This window comes from Nostoc sp. DSM 114161, from assembly GCF_052692665.1.
Map to the genome: position 1 here is coordinate 6,738,719 of NZ_CP195141.1, position 16,338 is coordinate 6,755,056.

The window sequence follows — 16,338 nt, forward strand, 5'->3', positions numbered from 1 at the left end:
GTCAATAGTCATTGGTCATTGGTCATTAGTCATTGGTTATTAGTAAAAAATAAAGGACAAATGACTAATGACAAAGGACAACAGACAAAGTGATTTATTTGAGTGTTTTGTTGAGGTCTTGGCCTAGTTGTAGTAGTCTATCTGCTGTGTTATGGACGCCAAACTCGGTAGCCAGTTGCGCTCCTAGCGTGCCGTGGAGGAACATCACAAACATGACGGCTAGACCTGCGAGTAAATAACTCCATTGCACTTGTCTGTCTGTCTGTCTATATTCTTCTTTGCTCCAAACGAAGCGCTGCCATCCTCTCCAGATGGTCATGCCAACAATTACTGCTAATAAGAACACACCACCGACACCATGCCAAATCATGGTTTCCATTGCCTGCAATCCCCAGGCACTTTTCACATTAGCTGGTGGTGTTGCCAATAGCATTTCATAAAAACCTGCTCCCACCGTGAAAAATGTAATGATGCTGGAAGCGAACATGTTGTACCAGCCAACTTCAAAGAAGTTGTCACGTTCGACGGTAATTCCCAAAAATTTGAAGACCCATTTTTGGAAGGGGAACAAAACACCGACGATATCGAAGGTGATACCGATGATGAATAAACCCAGTGTCAGATGGACTAAGTTGGGATGGATGGGAATTGTGTAAGGTAGTCCGTTTGCGCCGAGTTGGCCGTGCAATTGGTCAATCAGTTCTGAGTTCATTACAATAAACCATCCTTTACGGCTTCCACAACTGGTACTGTATGCAGTCCATACACCCAAACAAGCCGATCTCCCAGATATACCTGCAAGCCAACTATTAAAGTTAAAACTAGTCCGGCTCCGAGATAATAAATCGATACTTTTTGCGGGTTACGGGTACGAATTACATAGCGCCAAGCTGTAATTGCGGCGATGATTCCGGAAAGCGACCAACCAATTAATGTATGCAAATTCAGCACTGATTTAGCTAGGCTGTAGGGTTGTGCTAAACCAGCTTCAAATTGACCGAAAATGATGGCAACAAAAATAGCGATCGTAGCGACAAACATATTCCACCAACTCACTTCAAAAAGGCGAGTTTTACCAGTGAAATAGCCAACTACATCGCAAAAAAAGGAAAACAAGACCATCGCAATTACGAAGTGGACAACGATGGGGTGAATCGTATCTGGATACGGCAAATTATGGTCATTCAAAGATGTAAAATACTCAAGCATTGTGTTCTCCTGGACATATTTACCGCACTGGAACTAAACTTCAAACTTTTATGGACACTCACTAACATCACCACAAGTATCCATCCATAAATGACCGGAATCTGTTCAACGGGAATTAGTTATCAGGTGAGAATTTTCCAGAATCATTCATTAGTAATCAGAATCCTTGCAAAATCAATGCTTCCACCCCTGCTTGATTTTGTTCGTGTTATCAAACTTGGCTATCCAAGCCTGATTAATTCTGATTCTGAATTCTGAATTCTGAATTATTACTTGATTATTCCCCCTTATAACCTCGATAACTGTTCGCTGATTTAATATTTGCGCGGTGCAATATGTTTAGTCATGTCTTAACTTTTGGTAGTCAAATCTGGTGAGTTTGCCTACAGACAATATTTTTGCTGGAGATTCCTTCCCTCATGCCGACAATTTACAACAGCAATTGTTAATCTACCTAAATCAAGTCGCTGTTGTTTGTTGATTTGCTTAACCTATCTTTTAGCTTAAGTAAATTTTTATGAATTGTCAAAAAAATAAAAAATAAAAGTTTAAAAATTATTCAACTAGCAATAAAAATACTTTTTTATGTATCTAATTTAGCATAATTAAAATATTATTAAACATAAATACAATACTTTTATGTAAACTATTTCACATTTACAAAATATTTATTTGTAAAATAAATCACAAAAATATATAATCTTCAATAGTTGTGGGAAAAGTAAGGAATAGGAAGATGGCGAGATGAGGTAGACAAGGGATAAGAATTAATAAGTAATGCCCTATGCCCCATGCCCTATGCCCTATAACCATGCCTTATAACCATATTCGGCGGGTATGAGGCCTAAATTAGTGTCATTTAAAATTGTAGTGATTGGTACTTCATTAGGTGGATTATCGGCATTGAAAATCATTCTCCAAAATTTGCCAGCGGATTTTCCAGTCCCGATCGCGATCGTGCAGCACCGTCACAAAGAGTCGAACAACGCACTGCGGCAACTATTACAAGAATCGATTTCCTTGCCGATTCGAGAAGTGGAAGACAAAGACGAAATACTCCCAAGACATATCTACCTAGCTCCAGCAGATTATCACTTGCTTGTTGAACCCGGTCACTTTGCTCTTTCCACTGATGAACCTGTTTCCTATGCCCGACCATCAATTGATGTGTTATTTGAGTCGGCAGCCGATATTTATGGCGAGCAAGTTATAGGTATAATATTGACAGGAGCCAATCATGATGGTATGGAAGGTTTAAAAAAAGTAAAAGCGCGGGGGGGAATCACTATTGTACAAGAACCCGCCACAGCAGAGAGCTGCATTATGCCAGAGGCAGCAATTTCATCTGTTGCAGTAGACTGGATTTTGACACTAAGAGACATTGCTGACCAAATGGTCAAGCTTTGTTATTTATCACGGAAATGAACCCATGCAGATGGAACCCAAAGTAAACATCCTCCTGGTAGATGATAAGCTGGAAAATTTACTCGCACTAGAGGCAATCCTAGAAAAACTAGGTGAGAATCTGGTGAGAGCTACTTCTGGGGAAGAAGCTTTAAGGTGTCTGCTGCATCAGGATTTTGCAGTGATTTTGCTGGATGTGCAAATGCCAGGGATGGACGGCTTTGAAACTGCAACTTTGATTCGCAATCGGGGGCGATCGCGCCATACACCAATCATCTTTCTTACCGCCTTCAGCACCAGCGACCAAATGCTGTTTAAAGGCTATGCCTTGGGTGCAGTGGATTATTTACTCAAGCCCATCGACCCAAATATCTTAACTTCAAAAGTCACAGTATTTGCAGAATTATTTAAGAAAACAGAAGCCGTCAAGCTACAAGCAGCCCAACTCGTAGCCGTTAATGCCGAACTCAGGCAAAGTGAAGAAAGATTTCGTTCCCTCAGTACCTGTTCCCCAGTTGGCATCTTTGAAATTGATACAGAAGGACGCTGTAGGTATACCAATCCGCGTTATCAGATAATTTGTGGTGTAAAAGCGGCGGAAAGTGTAGAAAAAAGTTGGCTGGAATCGGTTCATCCTGAAGATAGAGAACGAGCAGTAACTAGCTGGTCTAGCTATATTAATCAAGGTCGCGACTACTCCGAAGAATTTCGTTTTCAAACTGCTCATGGCAATGTTCGCTGGGTTCAGGTTCGCTCATCGCCGATGCTTTCCGGCCAAGGGGAATTACTGGGGTATGTAGGCACTCTCGAAGATATTACCGAACGCAAGCAAGCCGAAGAAGTCCGCGCTCAAGTAATTCGAGAACAAACGGCAAGACAGGAAGCTGAAGCGGCAAATCGCATGAAAGATGAATTTCTCGCGGTTCTCTCCCACGAACTCCGCACGCCTCTAACTTCCATGCTTGGCTGGTCAAAAATCCTGCGTTCTAAGAAACTTGACGATAAAGCCACTTCCCGCGCCCTAGAGGCGATCGAACGCAACGCTACATCTCAGATGCAACTAATTGAGGATATCTTAGATGTATCAAGGATTATCCGCGGTCAGTTGCGATTAAATATATGTGCTGTAAATCTGATCTCGGTGATGGAAGCAGCTTTAGAAGCAGTGCGTCCTTTAGCAGAAGCAAAAGACATTCAATTAAATACTGTGTTGGATACTTCCGTTGGTTCAGTGTATGGCGATCCAGCCCGTTTACAGCAAGTTGTATGGAATCTATTAACCAACGCCATAAAGTTTACACCCAAAGGTGGTAGGGTAGAGGTCAAGTTATCTACCTATTTTGGATATTCAATTAACGATAGCCCTGATTTAGCGAGTAATAGAGCTTCTTTGTTATTGGAATCTAAAAATGAAAATTCCAATTTAAACACTGATGAAAGTAGCAATCCAAAATCCAAAATCGTTCGGTCGAGCGAAGCCGAAGTCCAAAATCCAAAATTTCAGTACGCCCAAATTCAAGTAATCGATACAGGCATTGGCATCAGTCCAGAGTTTTTACCGAAAGTATTCGAGCGTTTCCGGCAAGCAGACAGTACCACAACACGATCGCACAATGGACTAGGACTAGGACTAGCGATCGTCCGTCACTTAGTAGAACTGCACAAAGGCACCATTTCAGCTGAAAGCCCAGGTACGGAACAGGGAGCAACCTTTACTGTCAGACTGCCATTGCTACAAGACAATCGGGGTAACAAAGGTAGTAGAGAAGCAGGAGAAATTTCCTCTGGTGGGGCTTCTACTCCCTTGGCGGGATTAAAGGTTTTAGTCGTAGATGATGAAGCAGATACCCGTAACTTTCTCAGCTTTATGTTTGAGGACTATGGCGCAGTTGCCACTGCGGTGTCATCAGTGGATGAAGCCTTAGCAGTACTAGAACAAGCCAAACCAGATATTTTGATTAGCGACATCGGCATGTCAGAACAAGATGGTTATACGCTGATTCGCAAACTCCGTTCTTTAGAACCAGAAAAAGGCGGACGCATTCCCGCGATCGCTTTAACTGCATATACGCGAGAGGAAGACCGCTTGCAAGCACTTGCAGCCGGATTTCAACAGCATCTGCCTAAGCCAATTGACCCCACTAAATTAATTCGTGTGGTTGTTAATGTGTTGAAACTACCTGTGGAAGTCCCGGTGAGTTAGTGGCACAGAGAAGGGGACGCGGGGAATGACTAATGACTAATGACTAATAACTAATTAAGAAGAAGTTAGGGCGTGTTTTTTGAGATCGTCTAAGGACACTACTTCTAACGCTCTAGGGTGAGTTGCTGAAAGGATTACTGGGGGAGCAACGCCGGCTTCGAGGGCTTCTTGCCAGCGAGAAGCACACAAACACCAGCGATCGCCAGGCTTGAGTCCAGGAAAATTATATTCAGGAGCAGGTGTACTCAGGTCGTTCCCACGGGATTTGGTAAACTCAAGGAATTCTTGCGTTAGTTCGGCACATATAACGTGCGACCCAAAATCTTGACCACCTGTACGACATAAGCCGTCGCGGTAAAACCCAGTCATGGGGGAAGTGCAGCAAACTTCTAGTTCTCCGCCGATTACGTTTGAATTCATTGCTTCACTGGCAAAAGTATCAGTTTAATTCTACCAAGGTCGGCTTGGTTCTGAGGCAGGAGGCAGAATTCAGAATTGAGTATCTGTAGGGTGCGTTATGCTTCGCAATAACGCACCCTACGTCTACGTCTATTTCAAAAATAAAATATGAGTCCTATAGAACGATTGAGTATTAAATATTACTAGAATTATGAATGTCTTTTTTTGCATAAAGTATTGACTAATTCTGAGTTATGAATTCTGAATTCTGGCTTAAATTGCCTTTTCAAATTAACCATTATTTAGTTCCATTAAAGAAAGTTTTTCGTTGGAATAAAGCCATTTTTCAAAATTGCTTTTACAGCGGGGCCATTCTTTATCTGTCATGGCAAACCAATCGGTATCTCTGTTTTTTCCACGCACAAACATATGTTGTCGGAAACGACCTTCATAAATGAATCCCATTCGTGCAGCGGTAGTCCGGCTTGCATGGTTGAGAGAATCACACTTCCATTCAACTCTACGATAAGAATGGCGATCGAAAAGATGTTGAAGTAATAAAAACTGTGATTCTGTATTGACTTTACTTTTGTGGACTGCTGGAGTAAACCATACATGACCGATTTCAGCACGACCGTGATTGTGAGCGATCGCCAGTAATGCTACAATTCCCACTGGAGTATTTGCTGAATTTTCAAACACTGTCCAAGTCAGAGGATCGGACTTACCTACTAGATTTTTTTCCATCCAATCTTTCATTATTGAAGGGCTATCAAATGGGCCGTAAAATAAATAATTCCATACGGCTTCTTTTTCAGGACTCCCGTGCGAAGCTGCATATAAAGTATCTATATCTCTTTCTAGAATTAAGGGATTAAGCGTGACAAATTGACCCTTGAGTTGTAAAAAATCGGGTAGCTGCCAAGTTCGATTTTGCATGATTTTATAACTTTCCAATTTTTGATTTTACATTTTGGATTAAAAGCCTTTGTTACAAAGCTGTTCCAATAAGTTCAAAAAATACTTATAGCGGTTCCTAAGCAAATAAGGTACAGAAATTTGTAGGGCCGCAAAGCTTTACGCCCCTACCTAGTACTTCACGCTTATCGAGAAATGCTACACAATGCGATTTTGGTATCATTTGTTATTTTTTATTTTTACAGCAATTTGCAGTTGAATAGACCACAGTAGGGGCTTTAGCATTGTTGTGCCCTTACGATAATTTAGTATTCAAGCATGTATTCCATCCAAATGAAAAGCGCTGTAAGAATTAGGTTTAATTGTCTGTTATATTAAGCTCAAAAATCTTGATGAACTGGGAATTTATCCACAAGATTACGAAAGCTTATACCAATTTAATGTGAAGCTGCACTAAATGAGTAACTCTCTATTCTTGGCGCTCTTGGCGTACTTGGCGGTTCGTTTAATATTCTGTGCATCTTCATATAGAATTGGTATTAGAAGCAAATATCTTGATTAATCGAATGTATCAAGAGCTTACCTTGTTATACGGTGGTACGCCAGATGGGAAATTTCCCGCGCTTGACTTGAGTCAACCCAGATCTGTGTTTGTTATTGCTTGGATTCAAACTCATACCAAGTTGCAATCAAACGTATATTGCCCCCCTGCTTCCCCTGCCTCCCCTGCCTCCCCTGCCTCCCCTGCTCCCCCTGCTTGCCCAAACTAATATTTTTGAACGCAACTCGGTATCAGGCGATCGCTTGCGGTACAATTATCCCACTTGGCGAAAAAATCGGCGAAATTAAACGTCTGTTTGTGGAATCGGCTTGGCGCAAACGAGGGGTGGCTAAGGCTAAGGAGGGTTTTGATTCCGTAATATCTGGAGTGTTAACCAATACCTCCTACCCTTTTGCCTCATCTTTAGGAGGATTTGGCGGACACCAAAAAAGGTTTTTGCTGGAGACGCCAAGAGATTGCAAAATTCCCCGCATCACCTGTGTGCAGTACATCCAGTGTCCTAAATCGTCATACATGCGATCGGGATTAAACTCTACGTTGTAATGCAGCACATTGGGAAGGTCTAAAAATTCATTACTAGATTCGGGAGAAAGCAACAGCAGGTGAAATGGCTTTTCCTGGCATTGTTTTCGCAGCTTGTAGACCAAATCCATCGCACCACTGCGATCGGCAATGCCTGTACGGACGAAAAGTACTTTATCGCAGTTTTGTATTGTATGCCAAAACCTTTCTGAGCGGGCGCTGTAGCGAAGGCGCATCCGTTCGTGGACGGGAGACATATCGTTAACAGGGTCGTCTGTGTCCTCGACTTCGTGAGCAAAGGATAAACCAGTCCATTTACTGTGGTAGATTCTGCGTTCATCGGGATTGTAATGCAAAAAGGCAGGATTCCACATGTCATAAAAACGGTTTTCGATGATATCCGCGATGTCTGCAATCTTGGTGGTGCGCGTTAAATCAAAGGGAAAGGCGGGACCGTCATACTCCATTTTATATAGCATCATTCTGACGGCACAGCGATCGCCCAGTGGCAGAATCGCAACTCGATTAATATCTGATAATTTACATTTATATTGGAACAGCACCGCTGACTTTGGTGGTGCTTTCACTCGACTTTCCAGCCCCTTGTTGCCAATCATCATGGTACGGAAGGGAATGTCAGGGTGCAGGGGATCTTCATAGACACCAGGCGGAATGGCTTTGAATGCTAGGCGAATCTCCTGCCACATCGGATGGATATTATACTCGTTGTCTGATTCGTTAATCACCCAGAGGTGGCGTTCGTCGGCTTGTAAAATCCCCAAATGCCCGTCATAGAATAAAAGATTTGAGTTATTGGGCGAAAACAGATTGAAAGCGGCGCTGTATTCTAAATCTGCACCAGGGGGGATGTCCACTGTGGTGGCGATCGCTCTATCTTCTTGTACGGCAAAGAACGGGAGTGTCTCTGGTTCGGCAGACTTAGCAATGTAGATACCGGGGAGCGATCCTGCCTTGTTTTTCAGTGCAGTTTGGAGTTCCTGCCAATAGGGAGCTATGGTGTAGGTGTGTTGCGATGGATTGACGATCCGCAAACGCCTCTCTTCAATACAGCTAGAGATATAAAAGCCTGCATTGTCAAGGTAAACGATGACTTCATTTGGCTGCTGGAAGCGTTGTTTTTCTTTTGCCAATTCGCTTTTGTCGATGGCAAACAAGTCTAGGTTAATTGCCTCATACATCAGGCGGTGGCCGACGGTGTTGGGGTGAGCCGGATCGAAGGATATCCCATCTTTCCACCGTCCCTGACCATTATCCAATGCTGCCAACCAATCGAGTACAGGAACGCCCCAATTCACCATCCGGTTGTGTGTGTCTTTTAAGAGCCAGTGATGTTCTGAGGAATAATCGTTGTTAGGATAGACTGCGCCGAGAATCGGACGTGCGCCCATGTCCCGCGTCATTTTCACCAGCTGCTGTAAACCGCTTTCAAACCGTCGCTGGATTGCGCGACGTTCGTGGGGAAGACAGTAGGCTAACCCTTCGTTACCCAAAGACAAAGCAATAATTACGATATCTGGTTTTTCTGGCCTGACGACTGAGGCAAATCGATTGATTGTTCTGGTGACATTCGCCCCGACTTCGGACACGTTTGCGAGTTCATGTCCATATTTTTCCTGCAAAGCCTGTGCTAATAGCCAAGCCCAACCTCTTAGGAGCCAAGCTTTATGACCTAAGGCCACAGAACTGCCGATGACCGCGATTTTCACCTTTTGGGACTCTTCGTTTGGGGGCATCGTCACAGCAGGTTCTTCAAGAAAATATCCAAAGGGATAAGGCTGCAAATAACCGAACGCGCCATCATCCACAACAATTGTTTTGGACTGATTTTCAGGCTCAATTGCCAGCCAGCGATTCGGGCCGAAAGCTTCCCAGCGAATACTGCCGTTTGAGTCTATACGCACATACTTGTATTCAACTGTCTGGCTTTTACCTGACTTCAAAGACGGCGCAAAGTTGATTTCTGTATCTGTCCACCATAAAGGATAGCGATCGCAACTTGTACGCAAAGGCACACATTTTTTGATATCCCACAGTCCCAACTTTGTAGTAGAACCTACAATACCGATGAATTCACCAGTTTGAGTAGATGCACTGATCTGGAATCGATACATAAGTTTTTCCCTGATTTAAATATTACGATACCAGATCGAAAATTTGAATCCTAAAAACTATTTTGACAATATCACATAGAAATCTTCAGAGCAATTCTCAATTCTACAATTCAGAGTTAGTATATTTTATCGGATAGATTCAAGATAGTAGCATATCTTTAGATATTATTATCTTCACTTTATTGATAATAACTAGAAATCATCTTGGTTTAATGAAAAGTAAAGGTATCTTTAAATAAAGGTAAAATTTGGCGATCGCCATACAGCAGATTTCAAACCCAGTCACCAATCCCTTTTACTTTTGGATTCTCAATTCTGCTGTATTTATTTATCATTGCGAATCCAGTCTTTCTAACAGGTCTTCGCGAGATAAATTAGGTAATTCGAGTAAAAATCTAGCAAATTCATCTGCTGGTAACTGTAAGAAACTATCGATGACTCTCGCCAATTCCTCATCCACAGAACCAAACTTGAATTTCAACAAATTTTCCATTAGCTGACGGCGTTCTTGCTGTACTCCTTGCTGTACTGTGGTTTGTTCCCATTGTTGATAAGCTTGCGATAAATTCATAATTAGTTCCCGATCTTCATCTGTTAAACTTTGTTGTTGTTGAACTATAACTATCCGCCAATTAGTAATCAGTTTGAGAGCATTTTCTCGCAAAAGATTGTTTTCTGGGAGCGCCAATAATTCACTAACAGCTTGGCGTTGTGTTTCACCTTTGCCTAAAATCCTTAACCACAATGTGTCATTAGTTATAGGTAGTTCGTTAATTGCTATTATTACCGTCCTCAAAGATTCCGGCAGCAAATAAACACCATTAGTCCAGGTTTCTAGCTCTAGTTTAGCTGCAAAACTGTTAAGCAAATTATCTGAAGCACTAGGAGCCAAAATCCACAATCGCGCTAAATTAGCTTCCGGTAAACTGGTTTTTTCGCGCTTGGCTTCACGTTGAGAATGTGCGATGACATAAAGCAATTTCAAAAGACAGTTTCGGACTTCTGTCTTGCTAGGCTGATTGCGAAATGGTTCTAGCAACGCCGTACTTGTACTAGTAGCTATTCTTCCAAGTAATCCTAGTGATTCCACTTGTTGAGAAGATGTTGCTGTCTGGGAGAATAGCACATCTACTTGGCGAACTTCGTCAGTGATTTCTTTATTTACCTCTACCTCTCCCAAAGGCGAAAGCAACTCTTGTAAAAACTGCTTTGAAAACTGGTCGTAAGGCTGTCGAGTCATAACGAACGTCTGAACTGTACTGTATTTTACAAGAGTTGGGGATCTCTCCCTCACCGCCAACACTCAACGTCAGAGACGAGTTTAATCTCTTATGTTTTCCGGAAATTAAGAGGTAATGTCAGAAAAACTAAATAATATGACTCACTGAGTAACCAGGTCATGATCCACCACATAATTGGTAAATTATTACAAGGGCGTTACCAAATTGTCCAAAGCCTGGGTGCAGGGGTGTTTGGACAAACATACATTGCCCTAGATGTAGATTACCCAGACAATGCCAAATGCGTAGTTAAGCAGATCAAAGTTAACAGTTTTGAATCTAACTACTTGGACACGCTGAGGCTGTTGTTTTTAACTGAAACTGAAACTCTCAAGCTTTTGGGAAGCCATCAGCAAATTCCTGAATTCATCGCCTGCTTTGAAGAAAACAAGCGATTTTATTTGGTGCAAGAGTATATTGAAGGACATGCGCTCACTGCGGAATTGCCCATTAATCAAGAGTGGGGGTCTGTGTGGAGTGAAAGGGAAGTTGTAGAATTTTTATTAGATGTCTTAGGTATTCTAGAATTTGTTCACTCCCAAGGTGTTATTCATTGCGATATCAAACCAGAAAATTTAATTAGACGTGCTGCTGATGGCAAGTTAGTTTTAATTGATTTTGGCTCAATCCAATCGATTGATTTTGGTATAGGTGCGGAATTGCCTATTCATAGAATTCCCGTCACTTCGTTGGGGTACATACCACCAGAACAATTTATTGGTGAAACACAACCCAACAGTGATATTTATGCTTTGGGAATGATTGCTATTCAAGCTTTAACTGGGCTAGAACCACTACAATTAAAAGCCGATCCTTATACTAATGAGATTATTTGGCGTTCTCAAAATACGCCAGTTAATGATTATTTAGCTGCTGTTCTCAGCCAAATGATCCGCTACGATTACCAAAAACGTTTTCAGTCTGCGGCTGAAGTTCTGCGAGTTCTCAAACAAATGATTTGGGAACCTCAGCCAACACAAATATTAACACCAGATATTGAAGATGATAAATCCCAGAATCCTGTTTCTGGAAAATTATCGCCATTATTTACAGGAATGAAAGTCGGACTAGCGGCTAATTCTTTGTTGATGGGAGTTGGTGTATATTCTTTAGCTAATACTTCACCTGCGTATTCAGAAACAGAGACTTTATCTCAAGCAAAAAAAGAATATCAAGCAGGGGATTTGCAAGAAGCGATCGCACTAGTTAAATCAATTCCCTCCCAAAGCAATATTTATCCAGAAGCTCAAGCCACAATCGAAGTATGGCAAGAGCAATGGCAAGTAGCTGCACAACAATATCAGTTAGCTTTAGCAGCCTCTTATGAAAGTCGATGGTCTGATGTTATTGATGCGGCTCGTCAAGTTCCAGATATTTTATATTGGCGAAATAAAACAAATAAATTAGTTCAACAAGCATACGTAAATATTCAAACACAAACCGAAGATTTATTAGCTAAAGCTTATGAAAGTGCCAGTATAAAAGACTTTTCTATGGCGTTAGAATATTTGCGCCAAATTCCTAAAGAAAGTTCTGCTGGTGCTATAGTTCAAGACAAATTAGCTGAATATAATCGCAAGCGGCAAATTAGAGCAGCTTACTTTTTGAATAAAGCCTACTATCAAGCATCGATTGGTAATTTTAATAGTGCTGTCAAGTTACTGAAAAATATTCCTAGTGATACTTTAGTTTATGCTGAAGCTCAAGTTAAATTAAATGAATATACTCAAAAACAACGCGTGTTAGCTCAATATCAAAAGGGAGCTTCTGTAAAAAGAGCAAATGAATATGTTCTTAAAAACTCAGATACTAGAATTCAATATGTTCGGGGAGTAAATTAACTGCAAGAGGCTAATATTCGGTAGTTATACTAATTCGCAATTCATAAATTATGAAATTTCTAATAGTAGCCGCCTCTCTGTAAACAGAAAGGCGGTTGGGGCTGAGTTACTATGAATAAGCATCCATTGGCAGACAAGAACAAACGAAATTCCTGTCACCAAAGGCTGCATCAATGCGGCTGACAACAGGCCAGAATTTATGTTCGCGCGTCCAAGGCGCAGGATAGGCAGCTTGTTCGCGGGAATAAGGATGATCCCATTCTCCACTGAGCAAACTTTCAGCAGTATGAGGTGCGTTCTTTAAAAGATTATCTTGGATATCTGCCTTGCCTGATTCGATTTCGGCTATTTCTTGGCGAATAGCAATCAAGGCATCACAGAAACGATCTAACTCTTGTTTTGATTCGCTTTCTGTTGGTTCCACCATGATTGTACCTGCCACAGGCCAGGAAACAGTGGGCGCATGGAAACCATAATCCATCAAACGCTTAGCGACATCATCGATTTCGATCGCCGCAGATTTTTTGAGCGATCGCAGATCTAAAATACATTCATGGGCAACTAAACCATTTTTCCCTTGATATAAAACAGGATAGTAAGATTCAAGTCGCTTAGCGATGTAGTTAGCATTGAGAATTGCCACTTTCGTTGCTTGGGTTAAACCAGCCGTACCCATCATGGCAATGTACATCCAAGAAATCACCAAAATACTTGCACTACCCCAAGGTGCAGCCGCCACAGCACCAAGATGAGATTTTCCACCTGACTTGTCGATAGTGACAACAGGATGTCCGGGTAGGAACGGTACGAGATGAGAAGCAACGCCAATAGGCCCCATACCAGGGCCGCCGCCACCGTGAGGAATGCAGAAAGTTTTGTGTAAGTTTAAGTGACAGACATCCGCGCCAATATCACCAGGACGGCAAATTCCCACTTGGGCATTCATATTTGCCCCATCCATGTAAACTTGTCCGCCGTGGCTATGAACAATTGCACAGATTTCCTTAATTGACTCCTCAAAAACACCGTGAGTCGAGGGATATGTCACCATTAAAGCGGCGAGTTCTGACTTGTGCTTTTCAGCTTTCGCTTTCAAATCCTCAACGTCAATGTTACCTTGTGAGTCGCAGGCAACCGCTACTACCTTCATACCGCACATCACCGCACTGGCTGGGTTTGTCCCGTGTGCTGAGGTGGGAATCAAACAGACGTTGCGGTGTCCTTCTCCACGGTTTTGATGATATTGGCGAATTACTAAAAGTCCGGCGTATTCACCTTGAGAACCTGCATTTGGTTGCAGAGAAATTCCGGCAAAACCAGTAATTTCAGCTAACCACGCTTCAAGCTGCTGAAACAGGATTTGATAACCTTGCGTTTGCGATGCTGGGGCAAAAGGATGAATCTTGCCAAATTCTTCCCAAGTTACCGGAATCATCTCAGCAGTTGCATTCAACTTCATTGTGCAGGAACCCAAAGGAATCATCGATGTTGTTAGCGACAAATCCTTGCTTTCTAGCCTGTGGAGATAGCGCAATAACTCTGTTTCTGAGTGATAGCGGTTAAAGACTGGGTGTGTGAGGTAGGTGCTGGTGCGGGCGAGGGTTGAATCTTGCACAGGTGATTTGCGCTGTGCTGCAATTAAGTCTCCAATTTCTTTAAAACCGAAAAATAGACTCTCAGGCGCTCCAAAAATCTCCCAAAGCTCAACTAAATCATCTACTGTAGTTGTTTCATCTAGAGAGATGCCAACGGCAGTATCATCAAAAACGCGCAGGTTAATATTCCGCCTTTGGCAACTTTCGAGAATTGCTTCCAAGTTGTGTGTTCCCAGCTCCACCCGCAGTGTATCAAAGAAATTTTCGGAACTAATTTTGTAACCCAGATGCTTTAGTCCTGCTGCCAACATTAAAGTTAGCTGATGGATATTTTCGGCAATTTGCTTGAGTCCAGCAGGGCCGTGATAGACAGCGTACATACTCGCCATCACCGCCAGCAGCACCTGTGCTGTGCAGATATTACTAGTAGCTTTTTCGCGGCGGATATGTTGTTCGCGGGTTTGTAAAGCTAAACGCAATGCAGGCTTCCCAAGAGCATCTTTTGATACTCCGACAATTCGCCCTGGAACCGATCGCTTATACTCTTCTTTAGTAGCAAAATACGCTGCATGAGGGCCGCCAAAGCCCAAGGGTATACCGAAACGTTGGGTGCTACCCACAGCAATATCAGCGCCAAATTCACCCGGAGGGGTAAGCAAAGTTAAACTTAAAGGGTCTGCTGCTACCGTCACCAATGCACCCTGAGCATGGGCTTTTTCGATAAAAGCGCGGTAATCGTAAATAGTGCCATCGCTTGCTGGGTATTGCAGAACAGCACCAAAAATCGGTTCCTCAAAATCAAATGTTTGATGGTCGCCGACAATGATTTTAATCCCCAATGGTTGAGCGCGAGTCTGCAACACATCAATGGTTTGGGGATGGCAGTCACGAGAAACAAAATAGGCATTGGCCTTATTTTTGGAAACGCCGTAGCTGAGGCTCATGGCTTCGGCGGCGGCTGTGGCTTCATCGAGTAACGAAGCGTTGGCAATTTCCAAACCTGTGAGGTCGATAATCAAAGTTTGGAAATTCAACAGTGCTTCCAATCTTCCTTGGGCAATTTCTGGCTGATAAGGAGTGTAAGCAGTATACCAACCGGGATTTTCTAGAATATTACGTACAATTACTGGAGGGGTAATGCTGTCGTAATATCCCATACCAATATACGACCGGAAAACTTGGTTTTTGCTCGCAATTTTTTTTAACAATGCCAGTGCTGCGTATTCGCTTTCTGCCTCTGGTAACTTCAGCGGTTGCTTGACCCGAATTGCTTGCGGTACTGTTTGGTCGATGAGGTCATCTAAACTAGAAAACCCCAAGACTTCGAGCATTTGCTGGATGTCATCGGAGTTCGGGCCAATGTGTCTGGGAGCAAAACTACTTAACTTTTGACTTGTTTCGTTGAGCAGATGGCGATCGCTAGACTTTAAATTAGGAAGATTCAATACCACAAATTACTCTCCAGATAATACTATATTAATATTTTGCAACAAATACTGATAAGAAGTTAGTGTAATTTATCAATTTATCTAAATTTGATAACTTAATTTTACTAAGAGTGGGGCATTGGGCATTGGGTATGGGGAAAGGGGAAGGGGTAAAGGGGAAAGGGGAAAGATTAAATTTATTCCTTTTCCCTTTCCCCTTTAACCTTTTCCCCTGCTCCCCTGCCCCCTGCTCCCCTGCCCCCCTGCTCCTCTGCCCCCTGCCCCTCCGCCCTACTCCCCTTCTACCTGAGCGCGGTATTCATCGGCAGTCAAGGCATCATTCACTTCATCGGGGTCATTGACACGTACTTTTAAAAACCATCCTTCACCGTAGGGGTCATCTGATACTTGTTCCGGATCTTCAATCAAAGGATCGTTGCGTTCTACGACTGTGCCAGTCACGGGTGAATTTAATTCTTCAACGGCTTTCACTGATTCAATAGTGCCAAATGTATCTCCCTTTGTCACTAAATCGCCAATTTCTGGCAATTCCAAAAATACGATATCGCCCAGTTCATGTACCGCAAACTCGGTAATACCAATGGTGGCAATATCGCCATCTAGTCGCACGTATTCGTGAGAATCTAAGTATCTAAAATCTTGAGGATAATCAAAAGACATATCACTACCTCTCCCTTGTCAAACAATTTATTGCCTTAATAGTCATCCAAGCCATATTCGATAATGAACCTTGCTTGATAATTGAGTAACTCACACAAGCAGTACTGAGTAATGAGTGAAAAAATGTGATTTTCACTTCTTTACTTGCTACTCGGAACTCAGCAC

The 16,338-nt window shown here is 42.5% G+C and carries 12 protein-coding genes; 3 read left to right on the forward strand and 9 right to left on the reverse strand.

What is annotated here, in order from left to right:
* Positions 1-94: 94 nt before the first annotated feature.
* Both NSTC745_RS28335 and NSTC745_RS28340 read right to left on the reverse strand, forming a co-directional pair.
* Positions 95-712, reverse strand: coding sequence for a DUF2231 domain-containing protein (locus NSTC745_RS28335; RefSeq protein ID WP_445633964.1), 618 nt, complete (start codon positions 710-712; stop codon positions 95-97).
* Entirely contained in the window at positions 712-1,209 is a 498-nt protein-coding gene (locus NSTC745_RS28340) for a DUF2231 domain-containing protein (protein WP_445633965.1), read from the reverse strand. Before NSTC745_RS28340 ends, NSTC745_RS28335 begins: the two co-directional genes overlap by 1 nt.
* Positions 1,210-2,061: 852 nt before the next feature.
* Here NSTC745_RS28340 and NSTC745_RS28345 point away from each other — a divergent pair.
* Positions 2,062-2,634, forward strand: coding sequence for a chemotaxis protein CheB (locus tag NSTC745_RS28345; protein WP_445633966.1), 573 nt, complete (start codon positions 2,062-2,064; stop codon positions 2,632-2,634).
* A gap of 4 nt (positions 2,635-2,638) precedes the next feature.
* On the forward strand, positions 2,639-4,816 hold the full coding sequence (locus NSTC745_RS28350) for a hybrid sensor histidine kinase/response regulator (protein WP_445633967.1): 2,178 nt from the start codon (positions 2,639-2,641) through the stop codon (positions 4,814-4,816).
* Between the two features lie 54 nt (positions 4,817-4,870).
* Here NSTC745_RS28350 and NSTC745_RS28355 read toward each other — a convergent pair whose 3' ends face one another.
* From NSTC745_RS28355 to NSTC745_RS28375, 5 genes are all read right to left on the reverse strand, one after another.
* The gene (locus tag NSTC745_RS28355; protein WP_445633968.1) at positions 4,871-5,236 is read right to left on the reverse strand and encodes a DUF2237 family protein; all 366 of its coding nucleotides are present in this window, start codon (positions 5,234-5,236) and stop codon (positions 4,871-4,873) included.
* 270 nt (positions 5,237-5,506) lie between these two features.
* Complete coding sequence (locus NSTC745_RS28360) at positions 5,507-6,154, reverse strand: GNAT family N-acetyltransferase (protein ID WP_445633969.1); 648 nt, start codon at positions 6,152-6,154, stop codon at positions 5,507-5,509.
* A 771-nt stretch (positions 6,155-6,925) separates the two neighbouring features.
* A complete protein-coding gene (locus tag NSTC745_RS28365; RefSeq protein ID WP_445633970.1) occupies positions 6,926-7,072 on the reverse strand; it encodes a hypothetical protein in 147 nt (48 codons plus the stop codon).
* A 6-nt stretch (positions 7,073-7,078) separates the two neighbouring features.
* Positions 7,079-9,349: a DUF1796 family putative cysteine peptidase gene (locus NSTC745_RS28370; RefSeq protein ID WP_445633971.1), complete on the reverse strand. Its 2,271-nt coding sequence runs from the start codon at positions 9,347-9,349 to the stop codon at positions 7,079-7,081.
* Positions 9,350-9,680: 331 nt separating this feature from the next.
* On the reverse strand, positions 9,681-10,589 hold the full coding sequence (locus NSTC745_RS28375) for a hypothetical protein (protein WP_445633972.1): 909 nt from the start codon (positions 10,587-10,589) through the stop codon (positions 9,681-9,683).
* A 159-nt stretch (positions 10,590-10,748) separates the two neighbouring features.
* Here NSTC745_RS28375 and NSTC745_RS28380 point away from each other — a divergent pair, with 159 nt between their 5' ends.
* Positions 10,749-12,470, forward strand: coding sequence for a protein kinase domain-containing protein (locus NSTC745_RS28380; protein ID WP_445633973.1), 1,722 nt, complete (start codon positions 10,749-10,751; stop codon positions 12,468-12,470).
* Between the two features lie 109 nt (positions 12,471-12,579).
* Here NSTC745_RS28380 and gcvP read toward each other — a convergent pair whose 3' ends face one another.
* On the reverse strand, positions 12,580-15,516 hold the full coding sequence (gene gcvP, locus NSTC745_RS28385) for an aminomethyl-transferring glycine dehydrogenase (RefSeq protein ID WP_445633974.1): 2,937 nt from the start codon (positions 15,514-15,516) through the stop codon (positions 12,580-12,582).
* 267 nt (positions 15,517-15,783) lie between these two features.
* Positions 15,784-16,173: a glycine cleavage system protein GcvH gene (gcvH, locus tag NSTC745_RS28390; protein ID WP_445633975.1), complete on the reverse strand. Its 390-nt coding sequence runs from the start codon at positions 16,171-16,173 to the stop codon at positions 15,784-15,786.
* Positions 16,174-16,338 lie beyond the last annotated feature (165 nt).

Excerpts from the sequence above, each read along its gene's own strand:
- gcvH (WP_445633975.1), bottom strand. The coding sequence starts at position 16,173 with ATGTCTTTTGATTATCCTCAAGATTTTAGATACTTAGATTCTCACGAA.
- NSTC745_RS28335 (WP_445633964.1), bottom strand. The coding sequence starts at position 712 with ATGAACTCAGAACTGATTGACCAATTGCACGGCCAACTCGGCGCAAAC.
- NSTC745_RS28375 (WP_445633972.1), bottom strand. The coding sequence starts at position 10,589 with ATGACTCGACAGCCTTACGACCAGTTTTCAAAGCAGTTTTTACAAGAG.
- NSTC745_RS28340 (WP_445633965.1), bottom strand. The coding sequence starts at position 1,209 with ATGCTTGAGTATTTTACATCTTTGAATGACCATAATTTGCCGTATCCA.
- NSTC745_RS28380 (WP_445633973.1), top strand. The coding sequence starts at position 10,749 with ATGATCCACCACATAATTGGTAAATTATTACAAGGGCGTTACCAAATT.
- NSTC745_RS28370 (WP_445633971.1), bottom strand. The coding sequence starts at position 9,349 with ATGTATCGATTCCAGATCAGTGCATCTACTCAAACTGGTGAATTCATC.
- NSTC745_RS28355 (WP_445633968.1), bottom strand. The coding sequence starts at position 5,236 with ATGAATTCAAACGTAATCGGCGGAGAACTAGAAGTTTGCTGCACTTCC.
- NSTC745_RS28360 (WP_445633969.1), bottom strand. The coding sequence starts at position 6,154 with ATGCAAAATCGAACTTGGCAGCTACCCGATTTTTTACAACTCAAGGGT.
- NSTC745_RS28350 (WP_445633967.1), top strand. The coding sequence starts at position 2,639 with ATGCAGATGGAACCCAAAGTAAACATCCTCCTGGTAGATGATAAGCTG.